This window comes from Chlamydia sp. (assembly GCF_017472245.1).
GTDB lineage: Bacteria > Chlamydiota > Chlamydiia > Chlamydiales > Chlamydiaceae > Chlamydia.
Genome location: NZ_JAFUQR010000002.1, coordinates 50,460 through 73,622, shown reverse-complemented (window position 1 = coordinate 73,622; position 23,163 = coordinate 50,460). Strand labels below are relative to the sequence as shown.

Below are 23,163 nucleotides of genomic sequence, written 5' to 3'. Positions count from 1 at the left end.
GTATTGCATAGTAGGCATGTCTTCCATCGTCAGACTTTCTGGTATTAACTTACGAAACTTAAAAAACATCTCCTTAGAGTTTTTCCCTAGAGAAATCGTGTTATTCACCGGAGTCTCTGGGTCTGGAAAGTCGTCTCTAGCTTTTAATACTATCTATGCAGCAGGAAGAAAGCGTTACATCGTAACTCTGCCTTCTTTTTTTGCAACCAAAGTACACACTCTACCGGATCCTGCTGTAGAAAGGATTGAAGGCTTATCCCCGACTGTTGCTGTTAAACAAAATTTTTTCGAACAACATGTACACGCAACAGTTGGCAGCACAACTGAAATCAATGCTTACTTAGCCTTACTTTTTTCATTAGATGGACAGGCTTATGATCCCACCTCTCTGCTCCCATTAACTTTATATAGCAAAGAAAAAATTCTTTCCGAAATAGCGTCTATTCCAGACGGAACTCAACTCACTTTATTAGCCCCATTACCATCTGAAGATGTTCTTATTGTCCGGGAATGCCTCCGTCAAGGATTCACAAAAGTTTTGATCGATGGAGAGGTTGTTCCCATCTATAAGTTTCTTACAACAGGAGTTCCTGTTCCTTGTGAACTCATCATTGATACTTTGATTAAAAATGCTGCCAACACCCCTAGATTAAAAGTTAGCTTGTTCACGACATTAGAATTTGGTCACGGAGAATGTTTTTTACATTTTGATAATCAAAAACGTGTTTTTTCTACACAAATGACTCTCCCTGAGACCCAAACTACCTATGGACCGTTATCCCCAGATCTTTTTTCTACTCACGGCCATAAAGATCGTTGTCCCCAATGTCTAGGCTCTGGGATTTTTGTATCTATTGATGATTTTTCTATCATTCAAAAAGAACTTTCTATCGAAAAAAACTGCTGCCCTTTTGCAGGAAATTGCTCTACATTTTTGTACAAAACTATTTATCAATCCCTAGCAGATAACTTAGGGTTTGATCTCGACACTCCATGGAAAGATCTTCCTCCTGAAATCCAACACATTTTTCTATATGGGAAGGAAGGTCTCTCTCTCCCAGTAAAATTGTTTGATGGAACTTTAGGAAAAAAGACCCAAATACATAAGCAATGGAAAGGAGTCCTTAACGAAATTGGAGAAAAAATCAGATTTTCAAGTAAACCTTCTCATTATCTCTCTAAAGGGATTTCCTACACAGAATGCCCAAGATGTAGAAAAACAGGGCTCGGAGATTATGCGAACATTGCCAAATGGCACGGCAAGAGCTTCGCAGATTTACAAAAAATGTCTCTTCAAGAGTTGTTCATCTTTCTACATCAACTCCCAGAAAAAGAGCCTGCTGTTCAAGAGGTAATCCAAGGACTGCAAACCCGTCTTGCTATGCTTATAGACTTAGGACTTCCTTATCTTTCTTTAGAAAGAGCTATCAATACTCTTTCTGGAGGAGAACAGGAACGCACAGCATTAGCCAAACATTTAGGAGCAGAACTCATTGGTGTTACTTATGTTCTAGATGAGCCATCAATCGGACTTCATCCCCAAGATACTCATAAACTCATGAATGTGATTCAAAAACTTAGAGACCAAGGAAATACTGTCCTACTTGTTGAACACGATGAACAAATGATCTCCTTAGCCGACCGAGTCATTGATATTGGACCTGGAGCAGGAGTTTTTGGTGGGAAAATTGTTTTCAATGGGTCGCCTCAAGAGTTTTTGGCGAGCAATACTTTAACTGCACAGTATTTGCGTCAGGAACAACAAATTCCTATTCCTTCTAAACGCGCTACCTCTTCAGGAAAGATAATACTGTACAATGCGAATACAAATAATCTGAAAGACCTTCAGGTTACTTTTCCGTTAGGGAAAATGACCGTCGTAACCGGAGTTTCTGGCTCAGGAAAATCTTCTCTCATCAATGACACCTTAGTCCCTTGTATAGAAGAATTTATCGAACAAGGATCTTGCCCTTCTTTATCTGTTCAAGGGAATCTCTCCCGACTTGTTCATATTAACAAAGATCTTCCCGGAAGATCCCAACGCTCCATTCCTTTAACTTATATCAAAGCTTTTGATGAACTTCGTCAACTATTTGCTGACCAACCTCGCAGTAAACTTCTTGGACTAACAAAGAGCCATTTTAGCTTCAATACATCTCTGGGAGCTTGTTTAGAATGTGATGGTCTCGGATACATAACAATTGATAATCACAACTCGATAACATGTCCTTCCTGTTTAGGGAAACGATTCCAACCTCAAGTTCTGGAAATCCGATACAAAGACAAAACTATTGCGGATATTCTTGAGATGACAGCTTATGAAGCGGTTAATTTTTTCCTAGAGAAATCTAACATCCATAGAAAAATAGACGCTTTATGTACCCTTGGGTTACAGTATCTTCCTTTAGGAAGACCTCTTTTCAGCTTATCTGGAGGGGAAATTCAAAGATTAAAACTCGCTTATGAACTCTCCTCTCCCATTCAATATTCTACTCTTTATATTTTAGATGAACCTACTACAGGTCTCCATACTCATGACGTCAAACAATTAATTCACATTTTACAGTCTCTTATTGATCAAGGACACTCTGTGATCATTATTGAACATAATATGCATGTAGTGAAGGTTGCAGATTATGTACTTGAACTTGGTCCCGAAGGAGGAAATAAGGGTGGTTATCTCATAGCTTCCTGCTCTCCTGAAGAGCTAATCCACAAACACACCCCTACAGCTATAGCTCTTCGCCCATTCTTGTCTCAACGCCAAGCCCCCCTTTGTCTTCCCGAATCAAAACCAAAACCTTTAGTACCAGCAGCAATCACGATCACAAATGCTCATCATAACAATTTAAAACATATTGATGTTTCCATACCTCGTTACGCTCTAACGACAGTAACAGGCCCATCTGCCTCAGGAAAACATTCTCTTGTATTTGATGTCTTGCATGCAGCAGGAAATATTGCCTACGCCGAATTGTTTCCTCCCTACATTCGACAGGCTCTTATAAAAACAACACCACTTCCTTCTGTTGATAAAATAACAGGGTTATCTCCTGTTATTGCCATAGAAAAAAATCGTACTACTAAAAACTCCAACTGCTCTGTTGCTTCAATTTTGGAAATTTCCGAAAAATTAGAAAAACTTTTCATCCAAATAGGACATCCCTACTCCCCTATCTCAGGTCATTTGTTAAAAAAAGTTTCTCCGCAAACGATCATCGAGGAATTATTAGCAGATTACCTACAAGGGTACGTAACTATCACTATTCCTTTCCCTAAAGAAGAAGATTTTTTCTCCTATACTCAGGAAATGCTTCAAGAAGGATTCTTAAAACTTTATGCCAACCAGCAACTGTATGATTTAGAAGGACCTTTCCCTTCTTCTCTGGAAAATCCTGAGCTTGTTATCCATCATGCTAAGATTTTAGAAAAAAATTGCTCCTCTATTTTAGCCTCTCTTTCTTTAGCTTTCAGTAAATCTTCCTTTGTTTGTCTTCATATCGACAAATTCGGAACAATTGTTTCTAAAACTTACAGACTCGGGTTACAAGATTCCTACGGGAACTTGTTCCCTAAAATAGAAAAGCAGTTTCCCAGCGATTGTGAAACATATCTCTGTCCTCATTGTCATGGGGAAGGCTCTTTATCGACATTCTCTATACTTCCTTACAAAAAACGTTTCGCACACCACACCCCTATATCATTATTCATTAGCCTATTCCCTAACCAAGATCCTACACCAATCTATTCTCTTCTTGAAGAATTAGGAATTCCTTCTATCTTACTATTCCAAGAAATCGAGGAAAATTCGTTCCGAGCTCTCTGTCTAGGGACAAACCACAATCCCGGTTTCAATTTTTTATGCAACAAAGCTATGTTGGCACAATCTACATCGGATTCTCTTTCTGAATTCATCACTGTAATCCCCTGTGACAAATGTCAAGGCAAGGGAACCTATACCTACGAATATTGCACTCGAATTCACGATATTTCGTTATCAGATATTTACCAATCAGATGTCTCTTTTCTTAAAAAATTTCTTCTTTCTTTGAAAGAACCTCCCTCTTTTGTTCAAGATATCCTTCATAAGCTTGAGCTTCTTGAACGAGTTGGTCTTAGCTACATGATCTTAGGACAGGAACAAGGTGTTTTAAGCGACGGCGAACATTATCGCCTACTGTTAGCTAAAGCTTTTTCTTCTGGACTCACAGACATTATCTACCTTCTAGAAGATCCTTTGACAGGTTTCCATCCTGAAGACGAGGCCTCCCTTATATCTGTTATTAAAGAGCTTGTAGCTAATAATAACACAGTAATAGTGACGGATCGAAATGGGACGTTATCTAAACATGCAGATTGTGTTCTCCATTTAGGTCCAAAGTCTGGTCCCCACGGAGGATATCTTCTGCCAACCAGCTCTCTTGAAAATGCCCAACCTGTATCTCAAAAACCACAAGTCCCTTACCAAACACAAGAACTCACCATGCCTATAATCACTCATACCATTGGCATGAAAAACCTCTCTATTCCTTTACAGAGACTCATTACTATTTCAGGAGTATCAGGATCAGGAAAAACTACCTTGCTGTTAGAAGGCATCTACAAGAGTGCTTGTTCTCTCCTTGAGAAAGACTCTTCTTTATTCTCAGAAATTATTTTTCTAGATTCTTGTCCTCAAATCGCTTCTTCTCGCTCAAATATCGGCACTTACTTTGATATCGCCCCTTCTTTAAGAGATTTCTATTCTTCTTTAACCCAAGCAAAAGCCTTAAATATCTCTGCTTCTATGTTCAGCCCTAATACGAAACAAGGGCAATGCTCGGATTGTTGGGGACTTGGATATCAACTAATAGATCGAGCCTTCTATGCCATGGAAAAACGTCTTTGCCCAACATGTGGAGGATTTCGATTACAACCTCTTGTACAAGAGGTTGTATATGAAGGAAAGCACTTTGGACAATTACTACAAACTCCTCTAAGTGAAGTTGCAAAAACTTTCTCTTTCTTAAAAAAAATCCAAAAGCCTTTACAAACACTCATTACTAATGGACTAGGCTATTTATCCTTAGGGCAGAGTATGGCATCTCTTTCATTGAGTGAAAAAATCGCTATAAAAGTAACTAAATACCTTTTCCTTCCTCCCAAACAACCTGCTTTATTCTTGCTAGATGAGGTTGCAACTTCTCTTGACTATCAACAAAAAACTGCTCTTCTTTCTCAATTAAACATCTTAGTTTCTTTGGGACATACCGTAGTTATCATAGAAAATCATCCAATCTTCTCTCAGTATGCAGATTTTTTGATACAAATGGAACGCACAATTGGGCAAACACGTGGCCGAATAGCCTTTGCTGAACCTCGAAACAGCGTCCTTTGAATGAAAAATTTTTTACGCAAAAAGCACTGTCTACTTACACAAAAATACTAAAAGATTAAATCTTTTCCTTTTTAAGCAAGTTAGAGTGGATTAATACAAGGGAAAATGCGTAAACTAATCAGCAAAGAGATGGCGAACCCTTTGCCCTCCTTTATCAAGAATAGCCCAGCATAATTCCTTAATTATGACCTCTTATCAAGTTTCTTCCAGAAGATACCGTCCCAACGATTTTTCAGAAATTCTCGGCCAAGATACTATCGTATCTATACTCAAGAATTCTTTGCGGCTTAACCGCGCGGCCCACGCTTATATATTTTCTGGAATTCGTGGAACAGGGAAAACAACCTTAGCTCGGGTATTTGCTAAAGCTCTTAATTGCACCCACCCGACAGAAAATCAAGAACCTTGTAACCAATGTGCTATTTGTAAAGAAATTTCCTTCGGCACCTCAATGGACGTGATCGAAATTGACGGCGCATCCCACAGAGGAATCGAAGATATTCGGCAAATTAACGAGACCGTTCTTTTTATTCCTTCAAAATCTCGATATAAGATCTATATTATCGATGAAGTACACATGTTGACAAAGGAAGCATTTAATTCTTTGCTCAAGACATTAGAAGAGCCTCCTGCACATGTAAAATTTTTCCTTGCCACTACAGAAATCGCAAAGATCCCTAATACAATATCAAGTCGTTGTCAAAAAATGCTCTTAAAGAGGATTCCTGAAAACGTTATCGTTGATAAGTTGATGACTATTGCAAACCTTGAAGGAACAACAACTTCTCGAGAAGCTCTCCTCCCTATAGCTAAAGCTGCGCAAGGAAGTCTTCGAGATGCCGAGTCCCTATATGATTACGTAATCGGTCTTTTCCCTGAATCTTTAGATCCTGAAGGTACAGCTAAAGCTCTCGGCATTCTCTCAGAGGACACTTTATATCAAATTGCAGAAGCCATCACTACCCAAAATTATGAACAGGCCCTTGCTCCGGTTTCTGATGCGATGCAAATGGGCGTGGCCCCAACACACTTTCTTCAAGATCTGACGTTGCTTTTTCGCAGCTTTTTGTTAAAGCAGTCCAATCCAAAATTTAATTCTATATCAACCAAATACTCTTCTGAACACTTGTTAGAAATTCTTGATTTTCTTGGGGAATCTGCCCGGCACATTAATCTTGCTTTGTTTGAAAAAACCTTTTTAGAGACTGTGATTATTCGTCTCTTGCGCATCTATGCGCGCCCTACACTCTCACAGCTCGTTTCGCAGATAAAGCAACCTATTCAAGCGTGCTCCATACCTTCTTCTATACTCGAGCCTTGCTCTCCGTCCAAGCAACCTATTATCAAAGAAGAGACTAAACCATTGTCACAGCCAGCAATTGCAACCAAACTTTCGCAAGGAAGTTTATTGGCCTCATCCCCTGCACCGCTTGAAAAAGAACCATCTAACCAAGAGAAGCTCTCTTCCTCACTTGTATCTTCCTCTTTTTCTGAAGCCGCAGCTATTGATACGCTGTTGCAATTTGCAGTTGTAGAATTTTCTGGAGTTTTAACTAAGGAGCCAAAACATGGGTAGCGGTTATGCTAGAAAGAAAAAAGAAGCTAAGTTAATGGAACGCCAATTCATGGAAATGGAAGCTTCTCTCGAACAAAAACGATTTTTCGGAGAAGCAGGAAATGGCCTTGTATCGGTAACTATCAACGGGAAATGTGATCTTGTGGATGTCCGGATCAAGCCTGATTGTCTAGATCCTGAAGACCCGGAAGTTGTAGCAGACCTGTTTCGTGCAGCATTTAAAGCAGCTAAAACAGCCTTAGATAACGAGATGTCTGCTATGCAAATGAGGATGCCATTCTAGTGGACCTATCACGCATATAGAAGTCTATACACCTCTTCGTGTGTTTTTGCCCGCAGTAACTGCTTTGCTAGCCTAGAGCACTCCCTAAAATTCAAATCTAACAGTCGCCTTTTCAAAGAATTTATTGCGGGAATGACAACGGATAATTCCTGTATCCCAAGTCCTAGAAACATGGGTAAAAGATAAGGGTCCCCGGCCATCTCTCCACACATAGACACAGGCACTTTTCTTTGTTTTGCATGTTCTGAAACATAATGTATCGTTCTAATCATCGAGGGATGCGGAACCTTACTCCAATCTCCAGATAAAGACCGCTCTCTAGAATAACCTAATGTATATTGAGTAAGATCATTGGTTCCTAATGCTAAAAAAGAGATCTCTTGTAAAATCTCTTCTATCATCCAAACAGCAGAAGGAATTTCTATCATACTCCCCCAGGAAATATTCTCACTGATCCCGTTCAATAGCCGCTTTTCTTCCTCGAAGAACCTCTTTACCAAAACAATCTCTGAGACATCTATAACCCCTGGAATCAATACTTTTAATTTCCCTAATTGAGAGGCCATAGCTATTGCTCGTAATTGTCCCCTCAATACGTCTTCTTGTTCCAATAACCAACGTGCCGAACGATGAAAAGAAGATATAAAAGGACATGCTTTATCTTCCCCAAAATCAAATAATCGCAACACATTCGTACCAGAATGAGAAGCTTGAACTAATTTAGCATATTGAACAGCCTGTTCCTCCACAAATGGCAATCGCCCTAACGAAAAAGCCATGAATTCTGAGCGAAATAACCCAACAGAGGTTCCTGGAGCTTCTTTTTCAATAATAGGAAGCTCGTCTGTATCAACTATTTGAGCTGACAGAGAAATAAGAGGCAATGCTGTCTTTGTCTGAATAGGTACAGTAACAGAAACTATCGATTGCTTATGATAATAAGTCTGTATTGTGCTTAACCTAGGATTAAACGTTATTTCTCCTTTCTCTCCATTAATAAGAACTAAGTTCCCAGTATATTTTTTAATTTTACTCCAAGACTCATCAGTAAAATTAGCAACATAGGGAATATTTTTTGCTAATGACACGATCGCCGTATGCGAGGTCTTAGAGCCTTTAAACGATACAAGTCCTCTTATATACTCAGGATTCGCATTTGCAGCTTCTGAAGGAGTAAGCTCTTCAGAAAAAACAATTAAATTCTGATCTGGCTCTCCTAAAGAACTCTTATGCTGGCAACATAAATGTCCTATCACACGGTTAGAAATATCGTGGATATCTTGAATACGATCTACAGTCGTGGAAGTTTTCTTTTGTACCGCGCATAGAGATTTTTCTATTTCTCCCATTACAGAAGAAAAAACAAATTCTGCATTCTTACGATCTTTTCGAATGGTGTTAACGACTTCTTCCGTAAGAAGAGGATCTTTTATAATCTCTAGATGAGCTTGTAAAATAGAAGCTATTTCCTGATAGCCTTGTTTTCCTTTAGCTTCTTTTTCTAAGGCAGCAAGATCCGATCGGGATCTCTTCAAAGCCTTATAGTAACGGCTGATTTCATGCTCCACCTCTTCCTGAGGAAGTGTTAATTCTCGAATACACAAAGAAGACTTCCCCAGAAGCAAAACTTTTCCAAACCCTATTCCAGGAACAATTGGCTCTCCAGAAATAACAAACTCTTCCTGCAACTTCTCATTCTGATCCGTAGTGCTCATTTATAACTCTCCGAATCCAGAATTGAACACCTCTTCTAGCTTTCGCATCACACGAGATGCTGAAGGGCCTTTTATTCGCACAACAACCTCACCATTATAAGAAGCTCCTAACATAAGAATACTCATAACACTCCTAGCATTCACTGTTTTTCCCAAATAGGTAAGAGTTGCCTCACATTCCTCGCCATCAAATAATTTAACAATGGTTCCTGCTGGTCGCACATGTATCCCAGAAGGATTACGTATAGTAAAGATTGCACTAAGTTCTTGCTCTTCCATGGAAGAGGCTGATACAGACTCATGAAGAATGAAATCATTTCCCCAGTTCATAATATTCTTCTCCGTCTACTCATAAAAACGCTATGATAATAAACGCTTGAAGCTTCTTTTCAAAGCTAAAGAAAAGAAAACTTTTTTAAAAAGAAAGCTACACTAAGTTTTTTGATACAAAAGATGCTGTTCTAACCAGAGTAAAAAGGAAGGATAATCATTTTCCGAAAAAGTATCTGAGAAAGCGAATTTCCCATAAGGAAATAGACTTTGACTACCTAAGCGTACGTTATATGAAGAAAAATATTGTCGAAGTTTAGCATCAATGATGAAACAACGACAATTAGCTATACTTTTTTGAGTATAAAACGGAAAGATTCCTAAAGAACTACAATTATCTTCTGAAGAAACTTTCCCTTCTCTTAACAACTCTTCTCTAAGAAGATGTTGGGCTTTAGCTAAATAACGATAGGGGAAAATCCCCAATTCCCCTTCTCGAAAGAATCCATTATGAATAGAAAAAAAACGCTGGTATGTTTCATCTCCTAATCTTGGGAAAACTACCCCCATAGACTCAAAGGGCGGAGCGCCGACATACACTAGGTTCCTGTAACCATACACCATTCGTGCATTGTAAGGAGAAAACTGATTACTTCGAGCTATCTGAACATCCAAATAGCTCAAAGAGGAAAAAAATGACAAATACCAGGGAAATCGCTATTCTCAACGCCTAATGCAGAAAACCAAAAGTCTTGAAATAACTCGATACGGTCTGCTAGAGACAAGCCAACTAACTCAAACCATCCTCTAGGTAAACGTGGGACTTTAGCAAACACTTCTTCCCAAGAAAGTGTTTTACGCATCTGCTCCAGAGAAAAAATTTCTATCTGTTGCTTAGAAAAAGCTGATGTTAAGCCATCTCTATACCACTGCATTCTCAACCTCATTCCATCACTTATCTGCCTTATGGATAAGGCTATTTAGTTCTTGCTCTATTTTTCAAAAACAACATCCTTGTTTTATTGGAGGGATTTACTGGTTCGCTGGAATTTTTGCTCACAAAAACCCCATCTGCTGCGCGTTCCTGGTTGTAGCTCTCCATCCATTTATTCCAAAACGCTGTTTAAAAACGCTCATTTTCTACTTTTGCTGTTTCGGATACCCGCTACTCTCCCCTTTTCCCGTTTTCAACATCCAACACCCAACAGGTCTTTCAAAAGTGAAAGTCACCAAAGGTCAAGCCTCCGGTTTTTTCTTTATCAAAAAGATGTCAAAACACTCTTACTCAAGTACTGCACTTTCTTTAACAACCGAAGACAAACAAACTTACCAAAACCATCCCTGTTCTATAATTTCGAAGATTCCACTCAACGAGCAAAAGGTTTATTATCTGCAAGGAACAGTTTCTAGATCATCATGTCCGACTACTTTTCGAGTATCAAAACTTATCAACTCAGCCTCCCAATCTCCCTTTTCACAAATACAAAACTTTGCTCACTCCCTACCATCTATCAAAGAAAATGTTCGCTTATTCCTTCACCAACAACTTCTCAACGTATTTCTCTGTAAAGATATCAGTCAGTTCTCCTCAAGTTTAATCCTAGGTACACCTCTCTCTTATAAACAAAAAGAGCTTTTCAAAAGCAAAGGTCTCTCTCACCTTTTTTCTGTATCAGGATGGCACTTCTCGTTATTTGCTAACACTTTGTTCTTCTTATTAAAAACTGTTACTCCTAAAACACGTAATCTATTTGTACTCTTTCTGTTATCGCTTTTAAATCTAGTTTTCCCCACCTCTCCATCTGTGTTTAGAACATGGTTCTCTTCTATTCTTTTCTGTTTAACTCCATTTTCTGTAGGATCGTGCTCTAGTTTGAATCGATTGGGAATCAGTTTTATTCTCTGCTCTCTTTTTTTCCCTTTGTCCTCTCCCGCTCTCATTCTCAGCTTTTTGGCAACCTTAGGTATCTTACTTTTCTTTGCTCCTCTTATGCGCTTCTTTTATTATCCTTGGACATTGCTATTCAAAGACCACTGGTTCCTTTTTCCACTTCGCTTCCTATTCACCTCACTATCTATTTCCCTTTCAGCACAACTTTTTATCCTTTTCCCTGTGATCAGGATGTTTAAGACTTTTCCTCTAGATGGATTGATTTATAATCTATTTTATCCTACACTCGTTATGCCCATCTTTCTGCTAGTCCCACTATCCTTTTTCAACTCTATCATGGCCCGATTCTCTGAATCCTACATCTCCTGGATTCTCAATCTTTCCTTGCTACATTCTCCTAACTTCTTCATCTCGTTATCACTAAGACCTCTTGCTTTAGAATGGATTACTCTTTTTTCCATTCTTCTCTTCTACTTAGGAGCATTTCTATCTATAAGAAGAGCTTATAATCCTTGGGCTGACTACTCAGTGATCATTTAAAGCCGTAGAAAAAAGCGCTCCCCTCATGGAGAGCGCTTTCAATCATTCTAGACTTCTGAACTATCTACAGTAGTAACTCAAAACTCAGCTAATAACTTTGCTTCTTGAAAAATTCCTTCTTTTTGAGGAAGAACTTCGTTCTCTAATACCTTCGAGTAAGGAATTGGGGAATGTACCCCCCCTAGACGTTTAATGGGCGCATCAAGATATCTATACGCTCTCTCAGAAACCGAAGCTGCGAGCTCACTACCGAAACCACAAAACTCCGAAGCCTCATGCACAATTAGTAATTTTCCTGTCTTTTTTACAGACTCGCAAACCGTAGCGAAATCACAAGGTACTATCGTTCTTAAATCAATAACTTCTACAGAAATTCCTAATTCTGAAAGTTCTTTAGCAACCTCTACACTCATCACTAAAGACATGCCCCAGGAAACAATCGTCACATCTGTTCCTGAAAGCACAACCCGCGCTTGTCCAAAAGGAAGAAGATAATCCGAAGAAAATACTGGCGTCGCACTAAACAATCGTCGTTGATACAACGCTTTATGTTCTAAAAAAACTACAGGATTAGGGTCTCTGATAGCAGCTTTCAACAAAGCTTTAGCATCTGCAGCATTCGAAGGATAAGCTACCTTCAATCCTGGACAATGCGCAAGAAAAGCTTCTATATTTTGAGAGTGATAGGGGCCTCCTTGAATATATCCTCCGCAAGGAGTTCTTATCACAATAGGCATCTCCCATTCACCGGCTGAACGATAATAGATGCTTGCTGCTTCAGAAAACAGTTGATTGATTCCAGGCCAAATGTAATCTGCAAACTGAATCTCTGCAACAGGCTTATGGAAACCATCAAAAGCCATCCCAATAGCAGTCCCTATAATCGTGGCTTCCGCCAAAGGTGTGTTGAAACAACGATTCTTTCCAAATTTATCTGTCAGAGTCCTTGTAACCCCAAAAACACCTCCCTTATTCCCTGCAACATCTTCTCCAAAAACAACAACCCCGGGGTCTCTCTGCATCTCCTCAACTAAAGCCTCAGTTATCGCATCACGCATAACACGTGGCTCTGAACTTTGTAAGGAAGAAACTTCCAAAGAATTTTCATAATCTATTAAGGAGACATTATAAGGAGCAAAAACCTCATGTTTAGTAACTCCTTTGCAATAAGAAGGGGCAGTCTCTGCAAGTTCGTAGGCTTGATTTACAGTTTCTTTAAGCTCCACTTTAATTTGCTCAATAGTTTCCTGAGCAACTCCAAAATCTTCGAGTAAAGATCTCTCTAAACGCACCAAAGGATCTCGCGCTTGGCAATACAATAAATCTTCTTTAGAGCGATATTTAGTCTGACTGTCTGAATTGCTGTGAGATTCCAAACGCACAACATCTACGATAACCAAAGCAGGAATACATCGTTCTCTTGCATCAGATACAGCACGATCAAACGTTTGTGTTAAGGCAGTCAAGTCTCCGCCATCAACCGCATAAGTAGCAAGACCAGCATGACTATTACCAAGAGCCATCAGATCTGCACCACATTGATCTGCAAAGGGGACAGAAATAGCCCATTGGTTATTTTGTATAACGACAACAAGTGGTAGTCGATGCAAAGAGGCGAAATTGAGCATTTCATGGAACTCTCCCTGAGAAGTAGATCCATCTCCTCCAGACACATAAACAACTTCATTTTTCCCGGAGTTTTTAACTGCCCAAGCGCGACCTGCAGCTTGCAGAAATTGAGTCCCAACAACACTAGACTGGCAACATATCCGCAATTTTTTATGAGAATAGTGGTAAGGCATCATCCTACCAGCAGAATGATTCTGCGTTATCCGAGCTAAAAAGGATGCAAAAATTTCAGAGAGATCACACCCTAACCCTAAAGGGAACCCCTGATCACGATAATAAGGAAACGCCCAGTCTTTCCCTGGGATAAGGCTTCTTGCCGCTACAACACCAGCAAGCTCATGGCCAGCACAAGATAACTGAAAAGAACCGCCTGAGCCACTCTGACGGGATAACAACAACATCTTCTGCTCAGAGAACCGAAGAGTCCATACCAAACGGAATATTTTCTCAACAGCAGAATCTAATTGATATATGGAGTGTCTCACAGCAGCTCCCTTCTAGCTAAAAAGATCCCTCTTTCTATACAGCAAAGTCAGAAAAAAAACTTTTGATTTTATCTAAAAAACTCCGTTTCTTTGGGAAATTTTCAGCTTTTTCTGTAGCAGCAAACTGCCGCAACAACTCTTTTTGCTCATTAGATAGGTGCTGAGGAGTTTCTACAGACACTCTCACCAAAAGATCCCCTCTAGCTTTACCATGCACATTAGGAAAGCCTTGTCCACGAACTTTAAGAATCGTTCCACTCTGGATCCCCTCAGGGATACTCAAACGACAAGTCCCTTCCTTTAGTAAAGTCGGAATTTCTTTTTTGATTCCCAAGGCAGCATCAACAAAACCAACCGGAAGCTCTAAAATTAAGTCATCTCCATGACGCTCAAAAACCGGATGTGGCTCTACATCAATAAAAACATATAAATCTCCTGAAGGAGCTCCATTTTGTCCAGCGTCCCCGTAACCTTCCATCTTAAGTCTCATCCCAGAGTCTACTCCAGCGGGAATATTGACATGAACACTGCGCTTATCTTTGATACGTCCCTGTCCTCGACACACCGAACAAGGATCTGTGATCACACGGCCCTCTCCACTGCAATCAGGACAGGTGGATGCCATGGAAAAGAAACCTCGGCTTTGAACAACCTGACCAGATCCTTTGCATCGATCACAGGTTTTTACTCCTTTAGAAGTCTTTGCACCACTACCGGAGCAGTCACCGCAGGATTTATATCCAGAAACCAAAAGTTCTTTCTCAACACCTTTAGCAGCCTCCTCAAAGGATAACGTGATATGTACCTTCTTGCTAGCTCCTTGTCGAGAACTTTCAGAACCTCCGCGCATCCCGAAGGCTTCTCCTAGGCCGCCAAACAAACCTTCAAAGAAACCACCCCCGTTACCACCAAAATCTCCGCCAAACGCACCCATAAATGTCCGCAGAGCGTCTTCCATGTTCCCCATGCCAGCTCCACCAAATCCTCCAGCACCAGCGAAAGGACCATCTTTACCGTAGCGATCATAAGATTCTCGCTTTTGCGCATCACCTAATACTTCATAGGCCTCAGAGGCTTCTTTGAAACGCCGCTCAGCTTCAGCGTCTCCGGGATTTTTATCCGGATGATACTTTACCGCAAGCTTACGGTAGGCTTTTTTTATTTCTTCAGGAGTAGCAGTCTTAGCTACGCCCAGCACAGTGTAGTAATCCATGATGAAACACCACTAACAAAGATTTTCTAACGACCACGATACTTGGCTGCAGCTTTAGACTTTGCCCGTTTTTTAACGGAAGGCTTATCATAAAACCTATGCGACTTGGAAGTTTTTAAAATTCCTTCTTTATCAATTTTTTTCTTTAAAATTCTTAGAGCTCGCTCTATAGGCTCTCCAACTCTAACTTTAACACTGGGCATGAACAACCTTATTGCATAATTGGTTCTACTAACAACGCGCGCCTAGCTCGAACGCACTAAAGACCGGGGATTGTAGCATCTCTTTTATTTAGGTTTCAAGAGATACTTAGACTACGTAACAGCCTTCGAATTACAGAATTTATCAAACAGGTAAATTAAATAAACTATTGAAAAAGTATTTTTCTTAGAGAAAGACCTTTTAAAAAAAAGAAGAGACACTTCGATAATCCAAGCTCAAGGGAAGATCTTGAGGTAAAAGAAACTGCGAAACAACATACTTACGAATTTGATCAATACGAGGCGCAACTTTTTTTACTGGGATATGTGGAGAAAAAATCTCTATAAAATGTAAAGGATCCGGAGACACTACTTGACAACATCTTTTCTCTAAACAGTATTCCAAAGCTTCGGGATAAGTCATCAAAGCTCCAGGAACAATGCTTTTGTCAGTAAAAAGAAATCCATCAGCAGAAACCTCTGAATCCAAAGCCACAACGCCTCCTTTTTTCCCAAGAGGAAGAAGAAGAGCAGTCTCTTTTTCACCCAAGGGAAGGTACCCTTCTAAAGAGCTATATCCAACTAAAGGAACCTTTTTAGCCAAAGAAAGGCCTTGGGCAAAAGAAACCCCCACTCTAGTTGCGGAAAATCTTCCAGGTCCAATGGCCACTCCAATGCCTTTGAAAGGAAGACTAAGATTATTAAAGATACAATTTAAAACTGAACCTTGATCTTCTCCCGTAGGCAAAGACCAGACTTCCAAAACAGCTTGACAATCGACGTAGGCCAAAAATGGTTGAGAACCAGAAGTGTCAATAATAAAATATTTGTACACAGCCCAAACTCCTAAACTGATTTAGGCGAAGAATTATAACTGTTAAAACAATTTAAATTCAAAAAATTAATTCCCACCCATTAAAATCAAAACAGTGCTTAATAAAAACTAGTTCGATAGTTTTAATTAAACAAAATAAATTTTCACCATTTCTCTAAGCCATAACTTGCGAAAACGCTACTACACTTTTCGTGTTAGATGCACTAATTGTTGTGATTTTGTAGTATATCAGTAAGAAGAAGCAACACCAGACGTACGCACACAACCCTTGCTCTTCCAAGGATTTTGAACTAGTTGCCCAAGGACAATTGTGAACTCGACGAATAATACAGATTCTCAAAATCTAGATCCAAATGCTTCAGAGGTCGAAAAACTTCTCGATGAATCCGCAGAGATAGAAGAAAAAACAGAGGACCACAATCCTCCTTCAGAACTATTTATTCTTCCTTTGAATAAACGCCCCTTTTTCCCTGGCATGGCAGCCCCTCTTCTCATAGAAGCCGGCCCCCATTACGAAGTACTCACTCTGTTAGCAAAATCTTCCCAAAAACACATAGGGCTTGTTCTAACTAAAAAAGAAGATGCCAATACTTTAAAAGTTGGTTTTAATCAGCTTCATCGTGTAGGTGTATCCGCACGCATTTTACGCATCATGCCTATCGAAGGTGGTAGTGCTCAAGTGCTATTGAGCATAGAAGACCGCATCCAAATCGTAAAGCCGATCCAAGACAAGTATCTAAAAGCTAAAGTCTCTTATCACAAAGAAAACAAAGAGTTAACTGAAGAGCTTAAGGCCTACTCTATTAGCATCGTATCAATCATTAAAGACCTTTTGAAGCTAAACCCGCTATTCAAAGAAGAATTACAAATTTTCTTAGGACATTCGGACTTTACTGAGCCAGGTAAGCTTGCAGACTTCTCTGTTGCTCTAACCACAGCAACAAGAGAAGAGCTTCAAGAGATCTTAGAAACTACTAATATGCACGATCGCATAGACAAAGCTCTTGTCCTGTTAAAAAAAGAATTAGATTTGAGTCGTCTACAAAGCAGCATTAATCAGAAAATTGAAGCGACTATTACAAAAAGTCAGAAAGAGTTTTTCTTAAAAGAACAATTGAAGACTATCAAAAAAGAGTTGGGATTAGAAAAGGACGACCACGCTGTTGATCTCGAAAAATTCATGGAACGTTTAACTAAACGGGACGTCCCCCAACATGCAATGGATGTGATCCAAGATGAAATGGATAAATTACAAACCTTGGAGACGTCTTCAGCAGAATATGCAGTTTGTCGCAACTACCTCGATTGGCTAACTATTATCCCCTGGGGAATTCAAACTAAAGAGTATCATGATTTAGCCAAAGCTGAATCTATCTTAAACAAAGACCACTACGGGTTAGAGGATATAAAGCAACGTATTCTCGAATTGATTAGTGTAGGCAAATTAGCAAATGGTATGAAAGGCAGTATCATTTGTTTAGTTGGGCCTCCAGGAGTAGGGAAAACGAGTATTGGTCGAAGTATTGCTAAAGTTTTACACCGCAAATTTTTCCGTTTTTCTGTAGGAGGGATGCGCGATGAAGCTGAAATTAAAGGGCATAGACGAACTTACATTGGAGCTATGCCTGGTAAACTTGTGCAAGCTTTGAAACAGAGTCAAATTATGAATCCTGTGATCATGATTGATGAAGTTGATAAGATTGGTGCAAGCTATCATGGAGATCCCGCTTCTGCTCTGCTGGAAGTGTTAGATCCTGAACAAAACAAGGACTTTTTGGATCATTATTTAGATGTTCGCGTTGATTTATCGAATGTACTTTTCATTTTGACAGCGAACGTACTAGATTCCATTCCGGATCCCTTATTGGATCGTATGGAGGTATTACGTCTATCTGGATACATCTTAGAGGAAAAGCTACAAATAGCTACGAAGTATCTCGTTCCTCGAGCAAGAAAAGAAATGGGTCTTTCTGCTCAACATGTTACTTTCCAACCAGAAGCTCTCAAACATATGATCAACAATTATGCTAGAGAAGCTGGGGTTCGTACATTAAATGAAAATATCAAAAAAGTTTTGAGAAAAATTGCCCTGAAGATTGTCCAGAACCAAGAGAAAAATCCTACCAAAAAATCTCGGTTCACAATCACGCCAAAAAATTTACACGATTACCTTGGCAAACCTATCTTTTCAAGTGATCGTTTCTATGAAAAAACTCCTGTGGGAGTTGCTACAGGATTGGCCTGGACTTCCTTAGGAGGAGCAACCTTGTATATAGAAAGTGTTCAAGTGCCTTCTTCTTCAGGGAAAGCAGACATGCATTTAACAGGCCAGGCTGGAGACGTAATGAAAGAGTCTTCGCAAATAGCATGGACATACCTTCATAGTGCTTTAGAGCGCTACGCACCAGGCTTAACGTTTTTTGAAAAATCGCAGGTCCACATCCACATTCCTGAAGGAGCTACTCCCAAAGACGGGCCTTCAGCAGGTATTACCATGGTAACCTCTCTGCTCTCTTTGCTTTTAGATGTCCCAGTTCTAAACAATCTCGGGATGACCGGTGAACTCACTTTAACTGGAAGGGTCTTGGGTATAGGGGGTATACGTGAAAAACTTATTGCAGCAAGAAGATCTAAATTAAATATTTTGATATTCCCTGAAGATAATCGTCGAGATTACGATGAGCTTCCTGCATATCTCAAAAAAGGACTTAAAGTACACTTTGTCAGTCACTACGATGATGTATTTAAGATAGCCTTTCCTGAGGTGTAACACAAAGTTCTCTGAGCTTGTAGGCTCAGAGAATTTCTCCATAATTTTATTCAGCAACAAATCAGAAAAATAAATATAGGCAGCTATTATGCCTCTCCCGTCAATTATCAAATCTTTCTTTCCTGAATCCTCTTCTATAACTAAATACAGAGAAACTTTCCAAAGGACCGAACGTATTGTCAACATCACATACCTTGTTCTGTTGTCACTAGCCGCAGTCAGCACTATCTCCGGTATATTTCTTTCCTTAGCTTTTCCCTTATTAGGAACTAGTATTTGTTTAATTTCCTTAGCTATTGGCTCTTGCCTACTACTCTTATTCCCTATACTTCCTGATATTGCAAAATCAATCGCTCAACAGAAGGCTCCTTCAGTCGTAAAAAAAACGAAAACTTCGTTACGTTCATTCACAAAATATCTTAAGCTTATAAATTTTAATAAAATATCTCATTAACTACTTGCTATCCAATGCACATAGCATCATAAGCTATATTTTAGTGAAAAATCCTCTTTTCTCTAAAAATTCAGTTATTCAAAGACTTTTTATCCTTTATGAGCTTTTACTTGTTTTTAGGCCTAACTGGAGATATAATTTTTCCTCTAAAACTCGAAGAGATTCAGAAATTTTTTCTTTGGACTTATTTACCTCTTTTAGGAACAACCGCTATCCTCTAAACTCTTAAGTGTTTAGTTTTTTAAGAGAAACTGACAGCTCATCAGAGTATAAATAATTTTTCCTTTCCTAAAATCCTTTCTTTAAAAGTAGGATATTGAATGAGTTATCGTGGATTAACTATTCTAGGCTGTTCAAGTCAACAACCAACTCGTCATCGTAATCATGGAGCATATCTTCTTCGATGGAATGGAGAGGGGCTTCTATTCGATCCAGGAGAAGGGACTCAACGCCAATTTATTTATGCGAATATTGCTCCTACAGTAGTTTCTCGCATTTTTATTAGCCATTTCCATGGAGATCACTGCCTAGGCTTAGGCTCTATGCTTATGCGCTTAAACTTAGATAAAATTTCTCACCCTGTACACTGTTATTACCCTGCTTCAGGGAAAAAATATTTCGATAGACTTCGTTATAGCACTATATACCATGAAACAATCAAAGTTATAGAGCATCCTATCAGCAACGAGGGTATCATAGAAGATTTTGGCTCCTTTCGTATAGAAACACGCCAATTGAATCACTTAGTTGATACCTTAGGATGGCGAATTACAGAACCCGATACTACTAAATTTGTCCCAGAAAAAATTAAAGCAATAGGCCTAAAAGGCCCAATCATGCAAGAACTTATTAGTAAGGGATATGTCAAAATTAACGGGAATATCATCCGTTTAGAAGATGTCAGCTATACGCGCAAAGGAGATAGCGTTGCGATTGTCGCAGATTCTCTCCCTTGCCAAGCTATTGTTGACTTGGCCAGAAATGCTCGCATTTTTCTATGTGAGAGCACTTACTTAGAAAGCCATGCTCACCTAGCTAGTAGCCATTACCACATGACCGCAAGGCAAGCTGCAGAACAAGCAAAACGTGCAAAAGCTCAGCAACTGATTCTCACCCATTTTTCTGCACGCTATAATACAACAGAAGAATTTGCTTTAGAAGCTGGAGACATTTTCCCCAATGTATTTGTAGCCGAAGAATTTCGTAGCTATGAGTTCCCAAAAAATGCTATTTAACACATATTCTATTGAGGAATACCTTCTAAACTAAAAATTTTTGATGGTGAGTGTAGCAGGAGAGGGAATGATCACATCCTTTTATGCGTTTCTAGATTATCTACAAAATGTGAAAGTCGCTTCTCCACATACGCTAAGAAATTATTGCATAGACCTCAACTCACTAAAATGTTTTTTAGAAAAAAAAAGTGGGCTCTCTCCAACTCCTCCATTATCTCTTCATAAGGATACCCGCCTTCAAGGCTCTCTTTCTTTTTCCTTATTTACTAAAGAAATCCTCAGGCTCTACCTACTGGAACAAATACAAACTAATCATTCGAAGCGTACGGTGCGTCGTCGACTATCTGCAATTAAAAGTTTCGCTAAATTTTGTGTAAAAAATCAGTTAATACCGGAAAATCCAGCAGAAATGATTCGAGGTCCCCGCCTTCCTCAAGAACTTCCTTCTCCACTCACCTATGAGCAAGTTCTTGCCCTAATGAGTGCTCCTAAACTGGATAAAGTTACAGGGTTTCGAGATCGTTGCTTACTCGAATTATTTTATAGCTCTGGACTGAGAATTAGTGAAATCACTGCTCTCAATCGTTCTGATATTGATTTCCAATCACATCTTTTACATATCCGTGGTAAAGGGAAAAAAGAACGCATAGTTCCTATGACAGGCTTGGCTGTCCAATGGCTAAAAAATTATTTAAATCATCCAGATAGAACTGCCGTTGAACAAGATCACCAAGCATGCTTTTTAAACCGTTTTGGTAAACGCCTATCCCCTCGATCTATAGATCGAAAATTCCAACAGTACCTTCTCGAAATAGGATTATCCGGCACCATTACTCCTCATACAATCCGTCACACTATTGCAACTCATTGGTTAGAACGAGGCATGGACCTAAAGACTATTCAATTACTACTAGGCCATACCTCTCTTGAAACAACCACCATTTACACTCATGTTTCTATGAAACTGAAAAAACAAATCCACGATGAAACTCACCCTCATAACTTGGAGAATTAGCTCTACAGGCAAACTTCTTGTACTCTAAGAGGCTCTTTGCTATCCTTCTTGCCATGAGTATTGTTCTTGATAAGATCGGCAAGACCCTAGGGACTCGGGTCCTGTTTGATGATGTGTCCGTTGTATTTAATCCTGGGAATCGTTACGGCTTGACAGGGCCAAACGGTGCAGGGAAGTCTACCCTCTTGAAAATCATTACAGGAGTTATAGAACCTTCCCGAGGGACTATTTCTTTACCGAAAAAAATAGGTATCCTGCGTCAAAACATTGATAGCTTTGGAGATATTGTTGTTTTAGATTGCGTTATCATGGGGAACTCTCGTTTGTGGGAGGCCATGCAGCGTCGTGATGCTCTTTATGCAGAAGAGTTTACAGATGCAATAGGAATGGAACTCGGAGAAATCGAAGAGATTATAGGCGAGGAGGATGGATATCGCGCAGAATCTGAAGCGGAAGAGTTGCTTCTGGGTATTGGTATTCCAGAAGAATTTTTCTCACAAAAGATGTCTACCATCCCTCTAGATTTGCAATTCCGAGTTCTCCTTTGTCAGGCTTTGTTCGGCCATCCTGAAGCACTACTTTTAGACGAGCCTACTAACCACCTGGACCTCCATTCTATTAACTGGTTGGGGAACTTTCTCAGAGACTATAATGGTACAGTCATTGTGGTCAGCCACGACCGCCATTTTTTGAATACTATCACAACACACATTGCAGACATCGATTACGATACGATTATCATTTACCCGGGCAATTATGATGCCATGGTTGAAATGAAAACAGCTTCCAGAGAACAAGAAAAGGCAGATATTAAGTCCAAGGAGAAAAAAATTGCCCAATTAAGGGAATTTGTAGCCAAGTTTGGAGCAGGGTCTCGGGCAAGCCAGGTACAATCTCGTTTAAGAGAGATAAAAAAATTACAACCTCAGGAGCTGAAAAAATCTAATATTCAGAGACCATATATTCGTTTTCCGATATCGGAAAAAGCTTCTGGAAAGGTTGTTTTCTCTATAGAAAATATTAGTAAAACTTATGATGCAGATCCATTGTTTAAGCCATTCTCTTTAGAGATCTATCAAGGGGATAAGATTGGCGTAATTGGAAATAATGGTTTAGGGAAAACAACTTTGATGAAGTTGTTGGCTGAGGTGGAAAAACCTTCTCAAGGTCAAATCAAGTTAGGTCACAATGCAGTGTTCTCTTACTTTCCTCAAAATCACGCTGATGTCTTAAAAGATTGTGGGGAGGAGTCTCTCTTTGAATGGTTACGTAGACGTAAAACCGGAATTACGGACCAAGATATCAGAAGTGTTTTAGGCAAGATGCTTTTCGGAGGTGACGATGCTTTTAAACAAGTCAAAGCATTGTCAGGAGGAGAGACTGCTAGATTGCTCATGGCAGGAATGATGTTAGAGAACCACAACACGCTGATTCTTGACGAAGCTAATAATCATTTGGACTTAGAGTCTGTTTCTGCTTTAGCTTGGGCTATTAACGATTATCCAGGAACAGCTATTTTTGTTTCCCACGATAGAACATTGATAGACGAATGTGCTACAAAGCTGCTTATCTTCGATAAAGGGGTGGTTTCGTTCTTTGATGGTCCTATGTCTGAGTATTTAGCTGGTAAAAAGAAATAAAATAAGAATCTCCTTTCAGAAGGGAGAGTATGAGG

17 protein-coding genes are annotated in these 23,163 nt (G+C 39.5%); 9 read left to right on the top strand and 8 right to left on the bottom strand.

Annotation, left to right across the window (positions count from 1 at the left end; genetic code table 11):
• The first annotated feature begins 16 nt into the window (after positions 1-16).
• From uvrA to IJ490_RS00375, 3 genes are all read left to right on the top strand, one after another.
• Complete coding sequence (gene uvrA / locus IJ490_RS00385; protein WP_291891266.1) at positions 17-5,377, top strand: excinuclease ABC subunit UvrA; 5,361 nt, start codon at positions 17-19, stop codon at positions 5,375-5,377.
• Between the two features lie 184 nt (positions 5,378-5,561).
• A complete protein-coding gene (gene dnaX, locus IJ490_RS00380; protein WP_291891265.1) occupies positions 5,562-6,953 on the top strand; it encodes a DNA polymerase III subunit gamma/tau in 1,392 nt (463 codons plus the stop codon).
• Positions 6,946-7,236 carry a YbaB/EbfC family nucleoid-associated protein gene (locus tag IJ490_RS00375; protein WP_291891263.1) on the top strand — a complete coding sequence of 97 codons (291 nt, stop codon included), beginning with the start codon at positions 6,946-6,948 and terminating at the stop codon, positions 7,234-7,236. The genes dnaX and IJ490_RS00375 overlap by 8 nt, the downstream gene beginning before the upstream one ends.
• An 8-nt stretch (positions 7,237-7,244) precedes the next feature.
• Here the strand turns inward: IJ490_RS00375 and ptsP are convergent, their stop codons facing one another.
• The 4 genes from ptsP to IJ490_RS00355 form a co-directional block, all read right to left on the bottom strand.
• A complete protein-coding gene (gene ptsP, locus IJ490_RS00370) occupies positions 7,245-8,951 on the bottom strand; it encodes a phosphoenolpyruvate--protein phosphotransferase (protein ID WP_291891261.1) in 1,707 nt (568 codons plus the stop codon).
• Entirely contained in the window at positions 8,952-9,281 is a 330-nt protein-coding gene (locus IJ490_RS00365; RefSeq protein ID WP_291891259.1) for an HPr family phosphocarrier protein, read from the bottom strand.
• Positions 9,282-9,383: 102 nt separating this feature from the next.
• Positions 9,384-9,845, bottom strand: a complete 462-nt coding sequence (locus tag IJ490_RS00360; RefSeq protein WP_291891832.1) for a hypothetical protein — start codon at positions 9,843-9,845, stop codon at positions 9,384-9,386.
• A 56-nt stretch (positions 9,846-9,901) separates the two neighbouring features.
• Positions 9,902-10,156, bottom strand: a complete 255-nt coding sequence (locus tag IJ490_RS00355) for a hypothetical protein (protein WP_291891257.1) — start codon at positions 10,154-10,156, stop codon at positions 9,902-9,904.
• Between IJ490_RS00355 and IJ490_RS00350 the strand changes: the two genes are divergently transcribed.
• A complete protein-coding gene (locus IJ490_RS00350; protein ID WP_291891255.1) occupies positions 10,129-11,652 on the top strand; it encodes a ComEC/Rec2 family competence protein in 1,524 nt (507 codons plus the stop codon). The two genes, IJ490_RS00355 and IJ490_RS00350, sit on opposite strands and share 28 nt — an antisense overlap.
• A gap of 77 nt (positions 11,653-11,729) precedes the next feature.
• On the opposite strand, the gene IJ490_RS00345 is transcribed toward IJ490_RS00350, so the two are convergent.
• From IJ490_RS00345 to IJ490_RS00330, 4 genes are all read right to left on the bottom strand, one after another.
• On the bottom strand, positions 11,730-13,766 hold the full coding sequence (locus tag IJ490_RS00345) for a thiamine pyrophosphate-dependent enzyme (protein WP_291891253.1): 2,037 nt from the start codon (positions 13,764-13,766) through the stop codon (positions 11,730-11,732).
• 34 nt (positions 13,767-13,800) lie between these two features.
• Positions 13,801-14,979: a molecular chaperone DnaJ gene (gene dnaJ / locus IJ490_RS00340; RefSeq protein ID WP_291891251.1), complete on the bottom strand. Its 1,179-nt coding sequence runs from the start codon at positions 14,977-14,979 to the stop codon at positions 13,801-13,803.
• 26 nt (positions 14,980-15,005) lie between these two features.
• A complete protein-coding gene (gene rpsU, locus IJ490_RS00335; RefSeq protein ID WP_291891249.1) occupies positions 15,006-15,182 on the bottom strand; it encodes a 30S ribosomal protein S21 in 177 nt (58 codons plus the stop codon).
• A gap of 199 nt (positions 15,183-15,381) precedes the next feature.
• Positions 15,382-16,014: a tRNA (adenosine(37)-N6)-threonylcarbamoyltransferase complex dimerization subunit type 1 TsaB gene (locus IJ490_RS00330; RefSeq protein ID WP_291891247.1), complete on the bottom strand. Its 633-nt coding sequence runs from the start codon at positions 16,012-16,014 to the stop codon at positions 15,382-15,384.
• 310 nt (positions 16,015-16,324) lie between these two features.
• On the opposite strand from IJ490_RS00330, the gene lon reads away from it, so the two are divergent.
• The 5 genes from lon (at position 16,325) to IJ490_RS00305 (ending at position 23,128) form a co-directional block, all read left to right on the top strand.
• On the top strand, positions 16,325-18,784 hold the full coding sequence (gene lon / locus IJ490_RS00325; protein ID WP_291891245.1) for an endopeptidase La: 2,460 nt from the start codon (positions 16,325-16,327) through the stop codon (positions 18,782-18,784).
• 88 nt (positions 18,785-18,872) lie between these two features.
• Entirely contained in the window at positions 18,873-19,238 is a 366-nt protein-coding gene (locus IJ490_RS00320; protein ID WP_365820931.1) for a hypothetical protein, read from the top strand.
• A gap of 320 nt (positions 19,239-19,558) precedes the next feature.
• Positions 19,559-20,473: a ribonuclease Z gene (locus IJ490_RS00315; RefSeq protein WP_291891243.1), complete on the top strand. Its 915-nt coding sequence runs from the start codon at positions 19,559-19,561 to the stop codon at positions 20,471-20,473.
• A 67-nt stretch (positions 20,474-20,540) separates the two neighbouring features.
• Positions 20,541-21,488: a tyrosine recombinase XerC gene (locus IJ490_RS00310; protein WP_291891241.1), complete on the top strand. Its 948-nt coding sequence runs from the start codon at positions 20,541-20,543 to the stop codon at positions 21,486-21,488.
• A 53-nt stretch (positions 21,489-21,541) separates the two neighbouring features.
• Positions 21,542-23,128, top strand: coding sequence for an ABC-F family ATP-binding cassette domain-containing protein (locus IJ490_RS00305; RefSeq protein ID WP_291891828.1), 1,587 nt, complete (start codon positions 21,542-21,544; stop codon positions 23,126-23,128).
• Positions 23,129-23,163: the final 35 nt, after the last annotated feature.